This is a genomic window from Ferrovibrio sp., from assembly GCF_041906005.1.
GTDB lineage: Bacteria > Pseudomonadota > Alphaproteobacteria > Ferrovibrionales > Ferrovibrionaceae > Ferrovibrio.
In genome coordinates, this window is the sequence record NZ_JAYRJY010000002.1 from 190217 (window position 1) to 210450 (window position 20234).

Sequence of the window (20234 nt, forward strand, 5' to 3'; positions counted from 1 at the left end):
TTCTACTTACTTTAGCTGGCCAATAATATTCAGAAGCAGGACCTGCGTCACCAGCCCTTTTCCCATCACCTGCTCGGTCGGGCCGCGCAACCTGTCGCGAACCACATACAGGTCCTTGGCCGTAAACCGGGCCGGCACCTCGATGGGATCACCTTTGAGCAATTCGCGGATATAGGCATCGCGCAGCAGATGCATCCTTTCATTCACCTGCGGCACGTTGTCGGGCGGCACTTCCAGATGCAGGATCACGATGATTTCCCGCGCCGGCTGCCCCTCCGGTTTCACATACACACTGAAAGGCTCAAGCGGAATGAAAGCCGGACGTTTGGGCACGGGGGGTGGCGGAGGGTCGCTGGGATCGACGGCATCCGCCTCGGTATGGCTCTTAGGTGCGATCACCAGCAGGTAGACGGCAACACCGCCGCCAGCCAAGGTCAGCAGCACCACCAGCGCCAAGATGATCAATCCGACTTTACGCATGCCTCTGCGCATCCTGCCTGTTTGCGGCTATTCTAGCGCACCGCCAAAATGTTGGAAGCCACCCCTGGCCAGATCCAGGGGCTGCCCACTGCTATCAAGCACCGAAACCCCGCTGCCGGCTTCCAGCCCGCCGATGCGCGTCACGGCCAGACCGACGCGGCGTGACAATGCCGCGATATCCGGGGCATTCCGGGGCGGAGCCGTGAACAGCAGCTCGTAATCGTCCCCACCTGTCAGCACGGTCGACAGCAGGTTTTTATCGTCCGTCACGGCCTGACGTGTTGCCAGCGACAGCGGGACGGCATCGGCATGGATAATCGCCCGCAAGCCTGAAGCCGACGCGATGTGCCCCGCATCCTGCACAAGGCCGTCGGATACATCCATCGCGGCATGGGCCAGACCGCGCAATTCCGGCCCGAATGCCACACGCGGCGTAGGCAGATGCAGTCGGGAGTCGAAGAACATCATTGCCGCCGCCGAAAACAGGCGGTGATTGAGCTTTACCTCCAACCCCAATGCCGCATCGCCAATGCTGCCGGTTACGTACAGATCGTCGCCGGTCTGCGCCAAACCGCGCCGCAGCATCATGCCGGCCGGCACAGCGCCAAAGGCCGTGACATTCAGCATCAGGCGATCTGGGCTGCGCACCGTATCACCGCCATACAGGGCGATGCCGAAGGCTTTCTGATCCTGCGCCAGCCCACCACAGAAAGCGCTGAGCCATTCATCGTTCGCCAGTTCTTCGGGCAGCGCAATGGCAAGCTGATAACCGATCGGCCGGGCGCCTTTGGCGGCCAGATCAGACAGATTGACCCGCAATAGCTTGCGGGCTATGCGCGCGGCACCATCCTTGATCAGGAAATGCACGCCATCCAGCATGGCGTCCGTCGTTACCACTAACTCTTCGCCTGCCGGCAATGCAATCACGGCGGCATCGTCACGCAGCCCGAATGCCCCCGGGGCATCGGCCGCCAGAGGCGCGAAATACCGCGCGATCAGTTCAAATTCGCCGAGGCGTTGCCCGGCCATGAGTCTATCAGGCCGCGAATTCGCCGGGCCGCAACTTGCGCGCCACGGCATCGATCACGCCATTGGCCAGCTTGATTTCACGCGGGCCGAAAAATGCGCGCACGATACCAAGATATTCGTCGATCACCGTGGCCGCGGGAACATCAATGCGCGCGATGATTTCATAGGCCGCGCACCGCAGCGCATAGCGCAGGATCGCCTCCATGCGGTCGAGCGCGTCGGGCCTCGGCATGGCGTCCTTGATGATCGCGTCGATTTCGGTTTGCCTCTTGGCAACGCCACGCACGATTTCGGAAAACCAATCGGCATCCGCTTCACGCATCTGCACGCCCTCGATTTCCTCGCTCTGGCGATGGGCGCGGAAATCGGCAATCACGGCTTCGGCAACGCCGCCGCCGAATTCGATCTCGTATAGGGCCTGAACCGCGAAGAGACGGGCAACCGACCGGCGGCCTGCAGGTCGATCGTTCCGGATACCGCGGCGCTGCCCCCCTTCGCTCATATCGAGAAAAGCTGCTTGAGACCGATCATGGCAACACAGGCCAGTGCCGCCTGACCGCCCTTGTCCTGGCGGTCCTTGCGGGCGCGGTCCCAGGCCTGCTCCTCGTTCTCAACGGTGATGATGCCATTGCCGATGCAGAGCTGATGCTCGATGGCAAGCTGCTGCAGGCCACGCGCGCTTTCATTCACGACGACATCGAAATGCGCGGTCTCGCCACGGATGACACAGCCCAGGGCAACGAAACCATCATAGGCCTTGTCGCCCTTGCGGTTCATCGCAAAGCGGATCGCAGCCGGCAATTCCAGTGCGCCAGGCACGTCAATACGGTCGTAATCAAAATCGGAAGCCTCGATCACCGCCTTGGCGCCCTCAAACAGCGCATCGGCGATATCTTCGTAAAACCGGGCCTCGACGATCAGTACCCGCGGCTTGCGGATATCGATGGCAAGATTGCCTTTGACCTGGCTCTTGCTGGTCGAAAACTTCTGCATCTTGGCCGGCTTCTTCTTTGCGGCCGGCTTGCTCTTGCGCGCCACCATGCTCTCAGACCTCCCTGCGAACCTTGATGGGCCGGGTCTCGACCACGCTCAGGCCATAGCCTTCCAGGCCGACGATAGTACGTTCCACGTTGGACAAAACGATCATGTCCTTAACCCCCAGATCGATCAGGATCTGCGCCCCGATGCCATAATCCCGGAGTTGGGCAGACTTTTCAACTGGTTCGCCGATCTTCTGGCGCACCTTGTCCGACAGGGCGGTGGCCCGGGGCTCGCGAATCAGGACAACCACCCCCCGGCCTTCTTCCCCGATCATCTGCATGGCCCCATGCAGAACACCGGAACGGGCGCCGTGGTCGCCCAGAACGTCTTCCAGCACATTCATGGCGTGCATCCGCACCATGACGGGCCGGCCATCGGCCACGTCACCCTTCACCAGGGCAATATGTTCGGCATACTCAACCCGGTTGCGGTAGACCAGCATGCGGAACTTGCCGCCCCACACGCTGTCGATCTCGCCTTCCACCATACGCTGGATCAGGTTGTCGTTCCGGCGCCGATAGGCGATCAGGTCGGCAATGGTCCCGATCTTCAGGTTGTGCAACTGGGCGAACGAAATCAGGTCGGGCAACCGGGCCATGGTGCCGTCGTCGTTCATGATCTCGCAGATCACGCCAGACGGGTTAAGGCCGGCCAGGCGGGCGATATCGACCCCCGCTTCGGTATGCCCGGCGCGGACCAGCGTGCCACCATCACGCGCCATCAGCGGGAAGATATGCCCCGGCACCGCGATGTCTTGCGGCCCCTTGCTCGGATCGATCGCCACGGCAACGGTCTGCGCACGGTCGGCGGCGGAAATGCCGGTGGTAACGCCTTCGCGCGCCTCGATGGAGACAGTGAAGGCCGTCTGGTGCCGTGAGGCATTGTTCTGCGCCATCAGCGGCAGGCCAAGCTGCTCGATGCGCTGGCGGGTCAGCGTCAGGCAGATCAGGCCACGGCCGTATTTCGCCATGAAATTGATGGCGGCGGCATCGGCCATTTCTGCCGGGATGTAGAGATCGCCTTCATTCTCGCGATCCTCTTCATCGACCAGGATCACCATGCGGCCGCGACGCGCCTCTTCGATGATCTCTTCCGCCGAAGCAATGTAGCGCTTGATGTCGTCCATGTTATTCACGCTGGCTTGCTCCACTGCTGCAGACGGGCGACATAACGCGCCAGCGTATCGATTTCCAGGTTGACCCTATCACCAGCCTTCAGTTTGCCGAGCGTCGTCACCTGCTGGGTATGCGGGATCAGGTTAATCCCGAATGTCGCGCGCTCGACGCTGTTCACTGTCAGCGATACGCCATCCACCGTGATCGAGCCTTTTTCGGCAATGAAAGGAGCAAGGGCATCTGGAGCCTTGACCTCGATCCGCAGGGAGTCTCCGTCAGGCCGGACCATGCTTACATCGCCGACGCCATCGACATGACCCGAGACGATATGCCCGCCCAGCTCGTCGCCAACCCGAAGGCTGCGCTCCAGGTTGATGCGGCTGCCTTCTTGCCAGTTGCCGAGGCCCGTGCGCGACAGCGTTTCGGCCGAAACATCCACGGCGAACCAGTCATCGCCTTTCTGCACGACGGTGAGGCAGACCCCTGAACAGGCGATGGATGCCCCGATGGCAATGCTGGCCGTGTCATAGGCCGTGCGGATGCGGAAACGGGTATCGCCGCGCGCCTCGCGTGCGGTGACGGTGCCGATGTCGGTGACGATGCCGGTGAACATAGCTTTGTTTTAGAGAGGTCGGACGAAGGTTTCCAGCAGGTCGTCGCCCAGAATATCGGCCCGGACCCGGCGCCAGCGGGGGGCTTCCGCTACGGTATCGATGCCGAAACCGGCTATTGCAGGCAGGCCGTCACCGCCAATCACGCTGGGGGAGCGGAACCAGATCATCCGGTCGACCAGATCGGCGCGGATCAGGCTGGCAGCCAGTTTGCCGCCGCCTTCAACCAGCACCCGCGTCAGCCCCCGCTCCGACAATGCGGCAAAGGCCTGGGCCAGATCGGGGAAACCGGCAGCATCGGGGTCCACCGCGATCACCTCCACGCCGCAATCGCGAAAGGCATCGCGGCGTGTCGGATCGACATCGCTGCGGGTGATCAGCCAGGTCGGAATCTGCCGGGCCGTTGCCACCACCTTGGCGGTCAGGCTCAACCGGAGCCGGCCGTCCAGCACGATGCGCACCGGCAGCCGCGGGGGCAGCCCCGGCAGGCGGCAGGTCAGTTCCGGATCGTCCTGCAGGGCCGTATTGCTGCCCACCATGATGGCGTCATGCTGGGCCCGCAGCAGATGCGTGCGACGGCGCGATTCAGGATTGGTGATCCATTTGCTGTCACCCGTATGGGCGCCGATACGGCCGTCCAGGCTGACCGCCAGCTTCAGGCTGACCAGTGGACGGTTCTGCTCACGGTTCAGCAGGAAACCGGCATTCAAGTCGGCAGCCGCATTGGCCAGACACCCATCGCTGACATCAATGCCTGCCTCGCGCAGCATGGCGAGGCCCTTGCCGGCCACACGGGGATCAGTATCTTCCAGCGCCACCACGCAGCGCTGGATGCCGGCCGTAACCAATGCTTCCGCGCAAGGCGGCGTTCGGCCGTGGTGACTGCAGGGTTCCAGCGTCACATAGGCGGTGGCGCCGCGTGCCGCCTCGCCGGCCTGCAGCAGGGCTTCGGTTTCCGCGTGAGGACGTCCGCCAACCCTGGTCCAGCCGCGACCAACGATGCGGCCATCGCGCACGATCACGCAGCCAACCGCAGGATTGGGCCAGGTATTGCCCAGCCCGCGCGCAGCCAGCCCGAGCGCGATGCGCATATAGCGCTCGTCCCGGCTGGCCGCGGCCTTGTCAGTCATCGTTGCTGCCGGCTCCGCTGAGCGAGCCGATGAATTCCTCGAAATCCTTGGCTTCGCGGAAATTGCGATAGACCGAGGCGAAGCGGACATAGGCAACCTTGTCCAGCGCCGCGAGGCCATCCATCACCAGTTCGCCGATGGCATCCGACTTGATCTCGCTCTCGCCCGAGCTTTCCAGCCGGCGCACGATGCCGTTGATCAGGCGTTCGATACGGTCGGGATCGATCGGCCGCTTGCGCGTGGCGATCATGATCGAACGGGCCAGCTTGTCGCGATCGAACGGCACTTTCAGGCCGTTCTTCTTGATCACGGTCAACTCGCGCAGCTGGATGCGTTCGAACGTTGTGAAACGCGCGCCGCAATTGGGGCAAAAGCGCCGACGGCGGATCGCCGAATTATCTTCGGTCGGCCGTGAATCCTTTACCTGTGTGTCGTCATTGCCGCAGAACGGACAACGCATTGTTCAGATTCCCCCGCCTTGATGGTGCCGTCAGGCTTTCGGATAGATCGGGAAGCGGGCGCACAGAGCCGCCACCTTCTCGGCCACCGCCCGTTCGACATCGGAATTGTCGTTGCTCTTCTTCACCAAGCCATCCAGCACATCAGCGATCAGGCCGCCGATCTGACGGAATTCGGCAACGCCGAAACCACGTGTCGTGCCGGCCGGGCTGCCCAGGCGCACGCCCGAGGTGATGGTCGGCTTTTCGGTATCAAACGGCACGCCGTTCTTGTTGGTGGTGATGCGGGCACGCTCCAGGCTTTCCACGCAGACATTGCCCTTCAGGCCCTTGGAGCGCAGATCCACCAGCATCAGGTGATTGTCGGTGCCTCCGGAAACGAGGTCATAGCCGCGCTCCTGCAATGCGCCGGCCATGGCCTTGGCATTGTCGACCACGGCCTGGGCATAGGTGCGGAATTCCGGCGACAGCGCCTCGCCAAAAGCCACGGCCTTGGCGGCAATCACATGCATCAGCGGGCCGCCCTGCAGGCCGGGGAACACCGCAGAGTTGATCTTCTTGGCGAGCGCCTCGTCATTGGTCAGCACCATGCCGCCGCGCGGGCCGCGCAGGGTCTTGTGCGTGGTGGTGGTGGCGACATGGGCATGCGGGAACGGGCTGGGATGCGCGCCACCCGCGACAAGGCCGGCGAAATGCGCCATGTCGACCATGAACACCGCGCCGATGCTGTCGGCGATCTGGCGGAAGCGGGCAAAGTCCCAGAAGCGCGGATAGGCCGAACCACCGGCGATGATCAGCTTGGGCTTATGCTGCTCGGCCAGTTTGGCCACCTGGTCCATGTCGATGCGCTGATCGTCCTGCCGCACGGTGTAGCTGACGACGTTGAACCACTTGCCCGACTGGTTGGCGGCGGCGCCATGGGTCAGGTGGCCGCCGGCGGCCAGATCGAGGCCCATGAAGGTATCACCCGGCTTCAGCACGGCCATGAACACGGCCTGATTGGCCTGCGCGCCCGAATGCGGCTGCACATTCGCAAACCCGCAGCCGAAAATCTTCTTGGCGCGCTCGATCGCCAGGCTTTCGGCGATGTCGACGAATTCGCAGCCGTTGTAATAGCGCTTGCCCGGATAACCCTCGGCATACTTGTTGGTCATCACCGAGCCCTGCGCCTCCAGCACGGCGCGGCTGACGATGTTTTCCGAGGCGATCAGCTCGATCTGGTTCTGCTGCCGGTCCAGCTCGGCAGTGATCGAGGCGAAAATCTCGGGATCGGCCTGTGCGAGCGAGCGCTCGAAAAAGCCGGCATGGGTGACGGTGGGCTTGGCGGCGGTGCTGGACATCGGGGTACTCCGGCTCTGGGTATTCTGGGTCTGGGGTATTCTGGTTGCGGTCAGGCAGGCTGGCCGAGTTTTTCGACACGACGGGCATGACGGCCGCCGGCGAAGGGGGTTTCGAGGAAGGCTTTCAGGCAGTCGCGGGCCGTTTCCACGCCGATCAGCCGGGCGCCCAGCGCCAGGACGTTGGCATCATTATGCTCGCGGCACAGGCGGGCGCTGGTGGCGTCGTGACAGAGTGCCGCCCGGCAGCCGGGGACACGGTTGGCGGCAATGGAGATGCCGATGCCCGTGCCGCAGACCACGACACCCATCTGGGCCTGGCCGTCGGCCACGGTCTGGGCCAGTTTGCGTCCGAAATCGGGGTAATCCACGCTGTCGGGGCCATTGGTGCCGAGGTCAAGGACCGCATAGCCCTGGGCCTTAAGCTCATCCCGCAGCAGGTTTTTCAGTTCAAAACCGGCATGATCGGCGGCAAGAGCGACCGTGGGCTTGGACATCGGCGGAGCACCTCGGGAAAAGACGCCGGACCCTACAATATCCGGTGGCAGGTGCCAACCCCAGCAACAAGGGAAATGACTGGCCCTGCCTTCTTGCCTCACAACAAACCGGAACATACGAAGTACAAAGCAAACAAGAAAAAGCCCGGCGTCGGGCCGGGCTCTCTCCTCCTGACCGGCAGGGTCAGTTTACGTAATCGTAAGAACCGTTCTTCCAGACATAGACCTTGTACGCCGGCGAGGTGGTGTCACCTTTGGCATCGAAGGAAATCTCGTTCAGCACGGTGCTGAACTTGCCGCTGCGCATCTGTTTCTCGACATCGGCGGTCTTGAACGACTTCGCCTTGGTCGCAGCCTCAGCCCAGACCTGGATCGCGGCATAGGTGTAGAGGGTGTAACCCTCGGGGTCATAGCCACCGGCCTTGAACTTGTCGACGATCGGCTTGGCGACCGGGTTCTTGCGCGGATCGGCATCGAAGGTCATCAGACTGCCTTCGCCCGCCGCACCGGAAATCGCCCAGAACTGCTTGTCGACCAGCGCGTCACCGCCCATCAGCACGGCCTTCAGGCCCTGCTCCTTGGCCTGGCGCACGATCAGGCCGCCTTCCGGGTGATAACCGCCCAGATAGATCAGGTCGATGCTGGCCGCCTTCATCTTCGAGACCAGGGCCGAGTAGTCCTTCTCACCCGGGGTGATCGCTTCGTACATGGCTTCCTTCACGCCCTTGGCGTTCAGGCGCTTCTTGGTCTCATCCGCCAGACCCTGACCGTAAGCGGTCTTGTCATGCAGGATGGCGACATTCTTGCCCTTGTACTTTTCCATGATGTAGTCGCCGGCGACGATGCCCTGCTGGTCATCGCGGCCGCAGACGCGGAAGGTGTTCTTGTAGCCGCGATCCGTGTATTTCGGATTGGTCGAGGCCGGGGTGATCTGCAGGATGTTTTCTTCCTTGTAGACATCCGAGGCCGGGATCGACGAACCCGAGCAGAAGTGGCCGATCACAGCCGCGACCTTTTCCTGGGCCGCACGGTTGGCCACGGCCACCGCCTGTTTCGGGTCGCACTGGTCGTCACCGATGATCAGGGTGATCTTCTGGCCGTTGACACCGCCCTTGGCGTTCAGATCGGCAACCGCCATCTCGGCACCGCGCTTCATCTGCTCGCCAAAGCTGGCGAGCTGGCCGGTGATCGGGCCGTTCAGCGCGATCTTCACCTGGGCCGAAGCCGCGCCGGCGAACAGGCCAACCGCAGCGACAACCGCCAAACCAGTCATAAGTCTACGCATGATATCCTCTCCCTGTTTTAAATGCTGATGCGAAACTCTAATCAGTCCGATGGCTTCCGGCAACAACCTAAGGTGTCTGCTGCCTCTCCTTCCACCCCAGCAGGCCGGCGCGTTCGTAGAGCCACGGATACTGGTGAATCATGAGGTCGGTCTGAGTCAGCCGGAATCCCAAGGAGGCAAGAACAAGCACAACCACTGCTGCCGCGAGGTATGGAACTACCGCCAGCAACTGTTCCTCGAACAGGGCAAAGGCAAGAAAGCGGCTGGTGGCCGCCAGCAGCAGGCTGTAGGGCACCACCTGCCAGTAAGGCCGCCAGGTATTGGCGATGGCCTGCCCCATCATGAAGCCGCAGCCGCCCACCAGGATTACGGTCAGGCCGATGAATACCGGAATGCTCTCGCCCAGAATCTCGTTCATCCGTGCCCTCCTTCCAGATAGGCCGCACGGATCTGCTCATCGGCCAGCAGGTCTGCACCCCGCCCGCTCATGGTGATCTTGCCATTGACCAGCACATAACCGCGATGGGCCAGCTTGAGCGCGTGATAGGCATTCTGCTCGACCAGCAGCACCGTGACGCCGTCGCGCTGGTTGATCTCCTCGATGATCGAGAAAATCTGCTTCACGACCAGTGGTGCCAGGCCGAGCGAGGGTTCGTCCAGCAGCAGCAGACGTGGCCGGCTCATCAACGCGCGTCCAATGGCCAGCATCTGCTGCTCGCCGCCCGACAGCGTGCCGCCACGCTGCTCGCGCCGTTCCTTCAGACGCGGGAACAGCGTGAAGACACGTTCCAGGTCATCATTGAAATGCGCCGGATCGGAAGCGACCGCCCCCATGCGCAGGTTTTCCAGCACGGTCATACGCGGAAAGATGCGGCGACCTTCCGGCGCATGGGCCAGGCCACGACGCACCAGCATATGCGTCGGAATGCCGACAATATCCTCATTGGCAAGACGGATGCTGCCATGACGCGGCTTCGGATTGCCGCAGATGGTCATCAGCAGGGTCGACTTGCCGGCACCATTGGCGCCGATCAGGGCGACGATCTCGCCCTGCCCGACTTCAATATCCACACCCTTCAGCGCATGGACGGCGCCGTAGAAGGTGTGCACACCCGAGATGCTCAGCATCAGGCAGCCCCCTTCTCGTCGCCTTCCGGCTCACCCAGATAGGCGCGGATCACAGCCGGATCGTTGCGAATCTGGTCAGGGGTGCCATCAGCGATCTTCCTGCCGTAATCCAGCACCACGATGTGATCGGAAATCTGCATCACCACGCTCATGTCATGCTCGATCAGCAGCACGCCGCAATCATGATTCCTGCGGATGAACTGCAGCAGGGTGTTCAGTTCGGCGGACTCACGCGGGTTGAGGCCGGCGGCCGGCTCATCCAGGCACAGCAACGCCGGCTCGGTGCACATGGCACGGGCGATTTCCAGCCGCCGCTGACCGCCATACGGCAAGGCGCCGGCCGGCTCGTCGGCCAGATCGGTCAGACTGGTGCGTTCGAGCCAGTACCGCGCGCGGTCGACGGCCTCGGCCTCGGCCTTGCCATAACCGCCCAGACCGAAAAGCCCCAGCAACGTATAGCCCGAGGCACGCATCAGCTTGTTGTGCTGGGCGACGATCAGGTTTTCCAGCACCGTCATCTTCGGGAAAAGCCGGATATTCTGGAACGTGCGCGCCACGCGGGCCTTGGCCGCAATATCATGCCCCTGCATGCGCTCCAGCAGATAGGGCTCGCCATTGCGGCGCAGCGTCAAACGGCCAACGGTGGGTTTGTAGAAACCGGCGATGCAGTTAAACACTGTCGTCTTGCCCGCGCCGTTCGGTCCGATGATCGCCGTGATCTGGCCCGGCATCGCATCGAAAGATACATCGTTGACGGCAATCAGGCCGCCGAAGCGCATGGTCAGATGCTCGACCTGAAGCAGAGGCGTCGTCATGGCGCGGCTCCTCCGGCCGTGGCTTTCAGCTTTGAAAGCCGGATCGTCGGTTCGCGATGGGCCAGCAGACCCTGCGGGCGCCAGATCATGATCAGCACCATGGCCGCACCGAAGGCCAGCATGCGATAGAGCGAGAATTCGCGCGCCAGTTCGGGCAGCAACGTCAGGAAGGCGGCCGCCAACACGATACCGGCCTGGCTGCCCATGCCGCCCAGCACAACGATGGCTAGTATCACGGCAGATTCGATGAAGGAAAAGCTTTCCGGGCTGATAAAGCCCTGACGGGTAGCGAAGAAGCTGCCCGCAAAGCCGCCAAACATTGCGCCGATGGCAAAGGCTGTCAGTTTGGTATTGGTCGGGTTGATGCCCAGCGCCTTGCAGGCGATTTCATCCTCGCGCAAGGCCTCCCAGGCTCGCCCGACCGGCAGCTTGCGAATGCGCATGGTGAACAGGTTGGTGATCAGGGCCAGCACCAGGATCACGTAGTACAGGAACACGATACGCTGCAGCGACGAGTATTCCAGGCCAAACAACTGGTGAAAGGCCGTCACCCCGTCCGGCGGATCGGCGGTGAAGGGCGCCCCGAAGAAGGACGGCCGCGGAATGCCGGATATGCCATTGGAACCCGAAGTCACCTCGGTCCAATTCAGCAGCACGATACGGATGATCTCGCCAAAGCCCAGCGTCACGATGGCGAGGTAATCGCCGCGCAGACGCAGCACCGGAAAACCGAGAATGACGCCGAAGGTGGCGGCGAAAATGCCGGCCAACGGCAGGCAGACCCAGAAACTGAGGCCGAACTGGATCGACAGGATGGCGTAGGTGTAGGCACCGACGGCATAGAAGGCCACGTAGCCAAGATCGAGAAGGCCGGCCAGGCCCACCACGATATTCAGGCCCCAGCCCAACATGACGTAGATCAACACCACGGTAGCCAGATCGACAACCGTGCGATCGGCAAAGGGCAGGAATGGCAGGATCGCCGCAAAGGCGATCAGGGCCGGCATCAGCCAGGCATCCGCCTTGCTGCCCAATCGGGTCAGGAAATCCTTGCGCTCAACGACCGTTGCGCTGGCCTGTTTGTCGCGCCCGCCGCGCTGGCGATGCCAGTCCAGCAAGGCCATGAACAGAAGCCGGCCGACAAACACGATGCCGGCAGCATAGCCAACCCAGGCGAAACGCGTGTTGATGCCGAGCGGACCTCCGGTATCGACGGTCTCAAAACCCAGCAGCGGAAACGAGAGGGCGGCGGCGACCAGGGCGGCGAGCACCGCGTCGCGGAGGCGTTGCGCTGGCGTCATGTCAGACCTTCTCGATTTCCGGACGGCCAAGCAGCCCGGTGGGACGGAAGATCAGCACGATCACAAGGATGGAGAAGGCCGCGACATCCTTGTACTCGATGCTGAAATACGCGGACCAGAATGCCTCGATCAAGCCAATCAGCAGCCCCCCCAGCATGGCCCCGGGCAACGACCCGATGCCCCCCAGAACAGCCGCCGTGAAGGCTTTGAGACCGGCAAGGAAGCCGATGTAGAAATCGACCACGCCATAATAGAGGCTGACCATCACGCCGGCCACCGCGGCGAGGACAGCGCCGAGCACAAAGGTGAGCGAAATCGTGCGGTCGACATTCACGCCGAGCAGACCGGCCATGGTGCGATCCTGCTCACAGGCACGCTGGGCACGGCCCAGCGGCGTCGCCGCGATCAGCCAGGAAAAACCGCCCATCAACAGCATGGTCAACACGATGATGATGATCTGCATGTAGGACAGGCTGACCGAAAAGGTTTCGCCATGCATCAGTTCGACGCCGCCGCGGATCATGGGCTGCAGCGGTTTGATCCTGGCGCCTTGCGCGATCTGCACGTAATTCTGCAGGAAGATCGACATGCCAATTGCCGAGATCAGCGGCGCCAGCCGGAACGACCCACGCAATGGCCGGTAGGCGATGCGTTCGATGGCCCAGCCATAAAGGCCGGTCAAAATCATGGCCGCCGCGAGCACGATGATCAGCGCAAGCGGAACCCACGAAACCCCGAGCAGGCCCAGCACGGAAAACCCGATCACCGCGATGAACGCGCCGATCATGTATACTTCGCCATGGGCGAAGTTGATCATGCCGATGATGCCGTAGACCATCGTGTAGCCGATGGCGATCAGCGCGTAGACCGCGCCCAGAGTTATGCCGTTGATAAGTTGCTGAAGAAAGTACTCCATTGTCCCCCGTTACGGCCGGTCAACCCTGGTTCTGCTGCTTGTTCTGAACGTAACGCAGCTTCTGAACCGCAAGTCGGGCCAGCTCCTGTTGCGACAGGCGTGGATCACCAACCATGGACACTTCCATGCCGGTCATGGGGTCTATCGCGATCACCTTCAACGCCGCCCCAATGCGGCGAAATTCTATGATCGCCTCCCCGTCACCACTCCCTGTCGCGTGTGACATGTCAGGTCTGTTACCATTTCTTAGTCAGCCGGCTCAAGCGTCAAACCCTGCTTGCCGCCTTCTGCAACCCAGAGATATGCCGCTTGCCGGCGCCGTCAATATATTTTATATATAAAATATTCGGAGGCATACGCATGATGATTCTCAATCCGGCGGAATGGGCAAAACCCAAAGGCTATGCCAATGGCATTGCTGCCGAAGGCCGGCTTGTCTTCATTGCGGGGCAGATCGGCTGGACCGCAGAGGCCCGTTTCGAAAGCGACGACCTGGTGGATCAAACCCGTCAGGCCCTGCGCAACATTGTACGTGTACTGGCCGAGGCCGGCGCCCGTCCCGAGCATGTCGTACGCCTGACCTGGTATGTGGTCGACAAGAGGGATTACCTCGCTCGCAATGCCGAGCTGGGCAAGGTGTATCGCGAAATCATGGGCAAGCATTATCCCGCCATGACTCTGGTGCAGGTGGCAGCCCTGCTGGAAGACCGCGCAAAGGTCGAAATCGAGGCGACAGCCGTTCTGCCTGTCGCGTAACGCTGGAACTTTCAGGACCGCGATCTGTTATTCCCGCCAGCGGGGCTCTGCTCCGCGATCTCGCCACGAGCAGGGATAACCATGCGCGACCTCTACCTCATCCTGCTGGCCGCCATCATTGCCAGCCTGCCGTTTATGGTTTTGGGTGCTCATATCCATCGTCCGGCACAGCAGCTTGCGGCCGGCATGGCACCTGGGGTGGTGTCACGCTGAATGGAGCGCAGACCATGACCAAACAGCGCCGTGTTTTACCCCGCATTGCCGCAATCGCCATCGCGGCCTCTGCGATTTTTGCCTTGAGCAATATCGCCGCCGCCCAGCACCTGATGCTGGCCCAGGCTCAGGCCCCCAAGCAGGAAGAGCCAGCGCCGAGGCAGCCGCGTGCCGCTGTTCCAGGGCCAAACGCGGTGCCCGGCATTCCCGAAGGGGAGAAATCAAAAGCGCCGGACTATTCCGTCGACAAGAACATGCCCGACCACAATCCGGTGCGGGTTGCCATCATCGGTCAGCCATTGCGCGACACCCAGGGCACCAAGCTCGGCAGTATCGTGAACCTGATCGTCGATCCGGATGGCAAGATTTTGGCCGTCATCATTGGGATCGACAGGCTGTTTGGCCTGACGGAGGAGCAGGTTGAAATGGAATGGCGACATCTGCGCCTTGAACGGCATGACAAGGATGCAGCCTTCATCACCGACCTGAGTACCGATGAATTGCGCAAACTGCCAAAGGCCGGGCAGAGCCGAAGCGGATAGCGCGCCGTCTCAGCCCATGCTGCGGATCATGCGTATGATGCCGGAATAATCCGCCGGTCCGTTGCCGCCCTGCACATATTCCGAAAACAGCGCGGTGGCTTCCGCGCCCAAGGGCGTCTGCACATGCGCGCTGCGCGCCGCTTCCTGGGATAGCTTCAGGTCTTTCAGCATCAGATCAGCCGCGAAACCCGGCTTGTAGTCACGGTTGGCCGCAGACGTCGGCACCGGCCCCGGTACCGGGCAGTGATTGACCAGCGCCCAGCACGAGCCCGACGAACTGGAAACGATGTCAAACATTGCCTGCGCCGAAAGCCCGAGCTTCTCGGCCATCACGAAAGCCTCGGACACGGCGATCATGCTGATGCCCAGCACCATGTTGTTGCAGATCTTGGCCACCTGGCCATTCCCAGCCCCGCCGGCATGCACGATCTTTTTGCCCATGGCCTCCAGGATCGGCTTCGCCTTCGCAAAGGCTTCATCCGTGCCGCCGACCATGAAGGTCAGCGCGGCATTCTCGGCGCCGGCCACGCCGCCGGATACTGGCGCATCCAGCATCAGCATGCCCTTGGCTTCAGCGGCAGCAATCGCCTCACGGGCCGATTTCACATCGATGGTCGAACTGTCGATAAACAGCGTGCCGGGGCGCGCCGCGGCCAGGATACCCTTTTCGCCGGTATAGACGCTGAGTACGTGCTTGCCCGCCGGGAGCATGCTGATCACAACATCCACATCCTGCGCCGCTTCTTGCGCCGATGCCGCCTTCGTGCCGCCGGCTTCGACCACTTTCTGCACTGCTTCCGGCATCAGGTCGAAGGCCTTCACCTTGTGCCCGGCCTTGAGCAGGTTACGCGCCATCGGGCCGCCCATGTTGCCGACGCCGATAAAACCGATATTCGCCATGATTTCCTCCGCCTGTATTTTTGTGGCCTGTGTTCTTGTCTGATTCAGTCGAATTGCAACTCACCCTGCGGCACCGGTTCGAAATATTTCTCGATTTCGGCATCCGAAACGGCTTCCAGAGTGGCAGGCTGCCATTTCGGGTGATGATCCTTGTCGATGATCACCGCGCGCACGCCTTCGTAAAAATCATGCCCCTCCGCCACGTGGTTGCACATGCGCCATTCCAGCCGCATGCAGTCACGCAGCGACAGGCTGCGGCCGCGCCGCAACTGGGCGAAAGTCAGCTTCACCGAAGTTGGGGATTTCGAGCGGATTATGCGGGCCTGCTCCTGCGCGAAGTCGCTGCCATCGGCTTCCAGTGCCGCCATGATCTCGGCCACCGTGGCGCCGGAGAACAGCCGGTCGATCTGCGGCTTCGCCTGGGCCAGGGCCGAAGGGCCGGGATCGGCCACGAGCCGCGCAACAACCGCATCGACGGCGGCCTTGTCGGCCGGCGCGGCGACGACCAGCGCCTCTTCAAGTGCTGCCATTTTCTCGCGCGGCACGAAATGCGTGGCAACGCCGGCCGTGATGATATCGGCGCCTTTCAGGCGCGTACCGGTCAACCCGAGATACGTGCCCAATTCGCCCGGGCAACGCGGCAGGAAATACGTGCCGCCGACATCCGGGAACAGGCCGATGCCGGTCTCCGGCATGGCGAAATGCGCATGCTCGCTGATGATGCGATGGCTGCCATGCACCGACAGGCCAACGCCACCACCCATGAAAATGCCATCGATCAGGGCGATGAAAGGTTTGGGGAACTCGCCGATCAGCGTGTTGCAGCGATATTCGTCATGCCAGAAGCGCCGGCGGTATTCGGCACCGCCCGACTCACGGTCGGCCAGCTTGCGGATGTCGCCGCCGGCACAGAAGGCTTTCTCGCCGCTGCCCTTGATGATCACGGCCTTCACAGCCGGATCCTTTGCCCAATCGCGCAGATGGCGCTCCAGCGGCACGCACATGTCATGCGTCAGGGCATTCAGGGCTTTCGGGCGATTGAGTTGGATGGTAGCAACGCCGTTGCGAAGGCTGAACAGGATATCGTCAGTCATGGTGTCCTTGGGTGTACGTCAATCAATCGTGAAAAGAGCCTGACAGCAACGCGCGGGAAATGATCACTCGCATGATCTCGTTGGTGCCTTCCAGAATCTGATGGACGCGCGCATCGCGCAGGTAGCGCTCCACCGGATAATCCTTCAGATAGCCATAGCCGCCATGCAACTGCAGCGCCTCGTTGCAGATGGCGAAACCGGAATCGGTAGCCAGCCGCTTGGCCATGGCGCAATACATCGTCGCCTCCGGATGCTTGGCATCCAGCATCGACGCCGCCTGGCGGATCATCAGCCGCGCCGCAGCCAGATCGGTGGCCATGTCGGCCAGCTTGAACTGCGTGGCCTGGAAACTGGCGATGGCATTGCCGAACTGCTTGCGGTTGGCGACATATTCGCGCGCTGTGGTCAGGCAGGCCTTGGCCGCGCCCAGCGAACAGGCGCCGATATTGATGCGGCCGCCATCCAGGCCCGCCATGGCGATACGAAAGCCCTCGCCCTCGGCGCCGACCAGATTGGCCTTTGGCACCTTGCAATCCTCGAAGATCACCATCGCCGTGGGCTGGCTGTTCCAGCCGAGCTTGCGTTCCTGCGCGCCGAACGACAGTCCCGGCATGCCTTTCTCTACGATCAGGCACGAGACGCCGCGTGCGCCGGCCTCGCCGGTCCGCACCATGCAGACATAGATGTCCGAGCGTCCGCCGCCGGAAATGAATGCCTTGGTGCCGTTCAGTACATAGTGGTCGCCGGCGTCGACCGCCTTGGTCTGCAGCGATGCGGCGTCGGAGCCGGCATTGGGCTCGGTTAGACAGTAGGAGGCAAAAGTCTCCATGCTGCACAGGCCAGGCAGATACTGCCGGCGCTGCGCCTCGCTGCCGAAGCGATCGATCATCCATGCGGCCATGTTGTGGATGGAGATATACGCCGCCGTCGATGTGCAGCCCGCCGCCAGTTCCTCGAAGATGATCGCGGCATCCAGACGGCTCAGGGCCGAGCCACCCACATCGTCACGCACGTAAATGCCGCCGAAGCCGAGGGCGGCTGCTTCCCGGAGTGCCTCGACCGGGAAGTGCTTTTCCTCGTCCCAGCGGGCGGCATTGGGGAACATGCGATCGGCAGCGAAACGCCGCGCCGTCTCCTGGATGGCCCGCTGATCATCGGATAACTCGAACAGCATTGCGTTTTCTCCCTTATTGCGGGTCTTAATCGCCCCTCCTGCCGCCGTCAACGCTCCGGCTGCGCCAGCGTCCGGGACCAGAGTTCTGCACCAGAGTCGCATGACTGCGCCCCGCATGCTAGCTTTGCACCCAGCAATGACCCGCCATTTCCCTCGATGCTGACCCCGCCCCATTCCGCGCCCTCTTCCGCAATTGCACCGGAAGCCCCGGCCATTTCGGGCTGGCCGTTGCGCGGCATCGCCTACAGCCTGGCCATCGTGCTGGTCGGGATGGCCGTTCTCCTGGTCATTCCGCCGCTCTTCCGCGGCGAGACTTCGACCGTTTTGCCCGGCCAGTCGCCGTTCCATGCCGATATTGCAATGGCTGCTTTCCTCGCCGGCATCGCCCTGCTGACGCGCGATCGCTATTCGATATTTTCCCGCCTGACAGCCGCAGCCCTGGCCATACTTTGCCTGGGGGGATTGGCCGGCACGGTACAGATGCCCGGGCTGCAACATGTTGCCATGACCATCGACGACCTGAATCCGACCGAACGCTGGTTCGGTCACATGGGCCCGGTTGTCGCCTTTGGCGGCCTGATCGGCGCGCTTCGCCTGTGCGTCAGGCCGACTGTGAACGCTACCGCAGGCAATGTCCCGCTCGGCTGGACCATCGCCATGACGATGCTGGCCATGGCAACCATGCTGGCCATGGCCGCGCTGGACATCCTGCCACAGGAACCGGAATGGACATCCCATGCCGCCGCCCTTCCCGATGGCGCTGCATTGCTGTTCTTGTTCGGCGCCGCCTGCGCGGCACGCACCTATTACCCATCGGCCGATATTTCGCCGCCAAGCCTGCTGCTCGCCCAGACCGGCGTGCTGATCGGCGGCATCCTGGCCTCGTTCACGCTGTGGCAGGCCAATCTCGCCACCTCGTCGGAGCGGTTGGTGCCGGCCCTTGCACTGATCGCCTGCCTGGTCGCGACCTATATGATCGCCGGACTGATCACACTGGCGGTCCGCGTGATGATCCAGCAGCGCGCCATGGCCGCGGCTCGCAGCGCCCTGCAGGCCAGCAACGATCTGTTTGAAGCCGCGGCCCGCAGCAGCCGGCTGGGCATCTGGGACTGGAACCTGGCCAGCGGCGACCTGTTGATCATCGCGAATTACCTGCAAACCAGTGCGGGGCCGGCGCAACTGGCCTCGCGCAGCACCATCACGGAATTCAACAGCCTGATCCATCCCGACGATGCCGCCCGCGTTGCCCGTCAGGTCAATGACAGCTTGCGTCACGCCAAGCCGTATGAATGCGAATTCAGGATCCAGCGCGGCGGCGGCCAATACATCTGGGTGCTGGCACGCGCCGAGGTCACGCGGAATGCAGCCGGGCGGCCGCTGCGCATGATCGGCAGCCTCGAGGATATCGACCAGATCCGGCGCCAGATGAACGAACTGGAATGGCAGCGCCAGATGCTGGAGGAGCAGTCGGTCAAACTGGCCGAGACGGCCCAGGCCCTGACGGTTGCCCGTGACGCCGCCGAGGCCCTGCACCGCGCGAAATCCAGTTTCCTGGCGATGATGAGCCACGAAATCCGCACGCCCATGAATGGCGTTCTGGGCATGCTCAGCCTGATCCATCGCGATGAACAGGATGCGGGACTGAAACGCTATGCCGAAGTGGCGCAGCAGTCGGCGCGCGATCTGCTGGGCCTGATCGACGACATCCTCGACGTCTCCAAACTGGAAGCCGGCAAATTGCAGATCGAGTCCATCGATTTCGATCTGAGGCCCGCGATTGATAATGTTCTGACCCTGCTGGCGACCCGTGCGCGCGATAACGGCAACAGGCTGCATCTGGATGTCGCCCAGGATGTGCCCGAGCATGTGATCGGCGATCCGCTCCGTCTGCGCCAGGTGCTGACCAATCTGCTGGGCAATGCCATCAAGTTCACTGAAAACGGCGATATCACTGTCACGATCACCAATACCGCCCTGCAGAACGGCGAATTCATGCTGCACTGCGCCATCCGCGACACCGGAATCGGCATTGCTCCCGACCAGCAGGAAAAGCTGTTCGAACCCTTCACTCAGGCCGATGCCTCGATGACGCGCCGCTATGGCGGCACCGGCCTGGGGCTCACGATCTGCCGTCATCTGGTGCATCTGATGGGAGGCGAAATCGGCGTTATCAGCGCTCCCGGCGCCGGATCGACCTTCTGGTTTACCATCCGCTGCCGTGAGGATATCGAACTGGCGACCAGGCTGTCGGCACGCGATCAGCCCGTTCTGCCGGCACCGGCCCGGCCGCCGGCCAATGACGCCCCGATTACGACGCCGAAGCTGGATCAGGGCATGACAGACCTGCTCGACCAGTTCGACCGGCTTGCCGGTCGGCCGCCGCGTGGCGGTGGCGGCGTTACCTGACATTAA

24 protein-coding genes are annotated in these 20234 nt (G+C 62.4%); 4 read left to right on the top strand and 20 right to left on the bottom strand.

The window, feature by feature from the left end:
- Nucleotides 1-6: 6 nt before the first annotated feature.
- The 17 genes from ACE3OO_RS18060 to ACE3OO_RS18140 form a co-directional block, all read right to left on the bottom strand.
- Nucleotides 7-480 carry a hypothetical protein gene (locus ACE3OO_RS18060; protein WP_374305006.1) on the bottom strand — a complete coding sequence of 158 codons (474 nt, stop codon included), beginning with the start codon at nucleotides 478-480 and terminating at the stop codon, nucleotides 7-9.
- A 27-nt stretch (nucleotides 481-507) separates the two neighbouring features.
- Nucleotides 508-1509: a thiamine-phosphate kinase gene (gene thiL / locus ACE3OO_RS18065; RefSeq protein ID WP_374305008.1), complete on the bottom strand. Its 1002-nt coding sequence runs from the start codon at nucleotides 1507-1509 to the stop codon at nucleotides 508-510.
- 7 nt (nucleotides 1510-1516) lie between these two features.
- The gene (gene nusB / locus ACE3OO_RS18070) at nucleotides 1517-2011 is read right to left on the bottom strand and encodes a transcription antitermination factor NusB (protein ID WP_374305010.1); all 495 of its coding nucleotides are present in this window, start codon (nucleotides 2009-2011) and stop codon (nucleotides 1517-1519) included.
- Entirely contained in the window at nucleotides 2008-2550 is a 543-nt protein-coding gene (locus tag ACE3OO_RS18075; protein WP_374305012.1) for a 6,7-dimethyl-8-ribityllumazine synthase, read from the bottom strand. Before ACE3OO_RS18075 ends, nusB begins: the two co-directional genes overlap by 4 nt.
- 4 nt (nucleotides 2551-2554) lie before the next feature.
- Nucleotides 2555-3676, bottom strand: coding sequence for a 3,4-dihydroxy-2-butanone-4-phosphate synthase (ribB, locus tag ACE3OO_RS18080; protein WP_374305444.1), 1122 nt, complete (start codon nucleotides 3674-3676; stop codon nucleotides 2555-2557).
- Nucleotides 3677-3681: 5 nt separating this feature from the next.
- The gene (locus ACE3OO_RS18085; protein ID WP_374305014.1) at nucleotides 3682-4278 is read right to left on the bottom strand and encodes a riboflavin synthase; all 597 of its coding nucleotides are present in this window, start codon (nucleotides 4276-4278) and stop codon (nucleotides 3682-3684) included.
- Nucleotides 4279-4287: 9 nt separating this feature from the next.
- Entirely contained in the window at nucleotides 4288-5406 is a 1119-nt protein-coding gene (gene ribD / locus ACE3OO_RS18090; RefSeq protein WP_374305016.1) for a bifunctional diaminohydroxyphosphoribosylaminopyrimidine deaminase/5-amino-6-(5-phosphoribosylamino)uracil reductase RibD, read from the bottom strand.
- Complete coding sequence (gene nrdR, locus ACE3OO_RS18095; protein ID WP_374305018.1) at nucleotides 5399-5866, bottom strand: transcriptional regulator NrdR; 468 nt, start codon at nucleotides 5864-5866, stop codon at nucleotides 5399-5401. Before nrdR ends, ribD begins: the two co-directional genes overlap by 8 nt.
- Before the next feature lie 30 nt (nucleotides 5867-5896).
- Nucleotides 5897-7204 carry a serine hydroxymethyltransferase gene (gene glyA, locus ACE3OO_RS18100; protein WP_374305020.1) on the bottom strand — a complete coding sequence of 436 codons (1308 nt, stop codon included), beginning with the start codon at nucleotides 7202-7204 and terminating at the stop codon, nucleotides 5897-5899.
- 50 nt (nucleotides 7205-7254) lie between these two features.
- Nucleotides 7255-7698: a ribose 5-phosphate isomerase B gene (rpiB, locus tag ACE3OO_RS18105; protein ID WP_374305022.1), complete on the bottom strand. Its 444-nt coding sequence runs from the start codon at nucleotides 7696-7698 to the stop codon at nucleotides 7255-7257.
- A gap of 184 nt (nucleotides 7699-7882) precedes the next feature.
- On the bottom strand, nucleotides 7883-8983 hold the full coding sequence (locus ACE3OO_RS18110) for a branched-chain amino acid ABC transporter substrate-binding protein (RefSeq protein ID WP_374305024.1): 1101 nt from the start codon (nucleotides 8981-8983) through the stop codon (nucleotides 7883-7885).
- 67 nt (nucleotides 8984-9050) lie between these two features.
- On the bottom strand, nucleotides 9051-9401 hold the full coding sequence (locus ACE3OO_RS18115; RefSeq protein ID WP_374305027.1) for a DUF6867 family protein: 351 nt from the start codon (nucleotides 9399-9401) through the stop codon (nucleotides 9051-9053).
- On the bottom strand, nucleotides 9398-10111 hold the full coding sequence (locus ACE3OO_RS18120) for an ABC transporter ATP-binding protein (protein ID WP_374305029.1): 714 nt from the start codon (nucleotides 10109-10111) through the stop codon (nucleotides 9398-9400). Before ACE3OO_RS18120 ends, ACE3OO_RS18115 begins: the two co-directional genes overlap by 4 nt.
- A complete protein-coding gene (locus ACE3OO_RS18125; RefSeq protein WP_374305031.1) occupies nucleotides 10111-10926 on the bottom strand; it encodes an ABC transporter ATP-binding protein in 816 nt (271 codons plus the stop codon). The genes ACE3OO_RS18120 and ACE3OO_RS18125 overlap by 1 nt, the downstream gene beginning before the upstream one ends.
- Nucleotides 10923-12227 (bottom strand): high-affinity branched-chain amino acid ABC transporter permease LivM, encoded by a 1305-nt coding sequence (livM, locus tag ACE3OO_RS18130; protein ID WP_374305033.1) that lies wholly within the window; start codon nucleotides 12225-12227, stop codon nucleotides 10923-10925. The genes ACE3OO_RS18125 and livM overlap by 4 nt, the downstream gene beginning before the upstream one ends.
- 1 nt (nucleotide 12228) lies before the next feature.
- The gene (locus tag ACE3OO_RS18135; protein WP_374305035.1) at nucleotides 12229-13143 is read right to left on the bottom strand and encodes a branched-chain amino acid ABC transporter permease LivH; all 915 of its coding nucleotides are present in this window, start codon (nucleotides 13141-13143) and stop codon (nucleotides 12229-12231) included.
- Nucleotides 13144-13162: 19 nt separating this feature from the next.
- Entirely contained in the window at nucleotides 13163-13369 is a 207-nt protein-coding gene (locus ACE3OO_RS18140; RefSeq protein ID WP_374305037.1) for a hypothetical protein, read from the bottom strand.
- Nucleotides 13370-13503: 134 nt separating this feature from the next.
- On the opposite strand from ACE3OO_RS18140, the gene ACE3OO_RS18145 reads away from it, so the two are divergent.
- The 3 genes from ACE3OO_RS18145 (at nucleotide 13504) to ACE3OO_RS18155 (ending at nucleotide 14654) form a co-directional block, all read left to right on the top strand.
- Nucleotides 13504-13899, top strand: a complete 396-nt coding sequence (locus tag ACE3OO_RS18145; RefSeq protein ID WP_374305039.1) for a RidA family protein — start codon at nucleotides 13504-13506, stop codon at nucleotides 13897-13899.
- Nucleotides 13900-13980: 81 nt separating this feature from the next.
- On the top strand, nucleotides 13981-14112 hold the full coding sequence (locus ACE3OO_RS18150; RefSeq protein WP_374305041.1) for a hypothetical protein: 132 nt from the start codon (nucleotides 13981-13983) through the stop codon (nucleotides 14110-14112).
- An 83-nt stretch (nucleotides 14113-14195) separates the two neighbouring features.
- Nucleotides 14196-14654 (top strand): PRC-barrel domain-containing protein, encoded by a 459-nt coding sequence (locus tag ACE3OO_RS18155; RefSeq protein WP_374305043.1) that lies wholly within the window; start codon nucleotides 14196-14198, stop codon nucleotides 14652-14654.
- Nucleotides 14655-14663: 9 nt separating this feature from the next.
- Here the strand turns inward: ACE3OO_RS18155 and mmsB are convergent, their stop codons facing one another.
- The 3 genes from mmsB to ACE3OO_RS18170 are packed head-to-tail and all read right to left on the bottom strand — an operon-like array spanning nucleotide 14664 to nucleotide 17822.
- Nucleotides 14664-15554, bottom strand: a complete 891-nt coding sequence (gene mmsB / locus ACE3OO_RS18160) for a 3-hydroxyisobutyrate dehydrogenase (protein ID WP_374305045.1) — start codon at nucleotides 15552-15554, stop codon at nucleotides 14664-14666.
- 44 nt (nucleotides 15555-15598) lie between these two features.
- Complete coding sequence (locus ACE3OO_RS18165) at nucleotides 15599-16648, bottom strand: enoyl-CoA hydratase/isomerase family protein (protein ID WP_374305047.1); 1050 nt, start codon at nucleotides 16646-16648, stop codon at nucleotides 15599-15601.
- Nucleotides 16649-16670: 22 nt separating this feature from the next.
- Nucleotides 16671-17822 carry an isobutyryl-CoA dehydrogenase gene (locus tag ACE3OO_RS18170; RefSeq protein ID WP_374305049.1) on the bottom strand — a complete coding sequence of 384 codons (1152 nt, stop codon included), beginning with the start codon at nucleotides 17820-17822 and terminating at the stop codon, nucleotides 16671-16673.
- Between the two features lie 156 nt (nucleotides 17823-17978).
- On the opposite strand from ACE3OO_RS18170, the gene ACE3OO_RS18175 reads away from it, so the two are divergent.
- The gene (locus tag ACE3OO_RS18175) at nucleotides 17979-20228 is read left to right on the top strand and encodes an ATP-binding protein (RefSeq protein ID WP_374305051.1); all 2250 of its coding nucleotides are present in this window, start codon (nucleotides 17979-17981) and stop codon (nucleotides 20226-20228) included.
- Nucleotides 20229-20234: the final 6 nt, after the last annotated feature.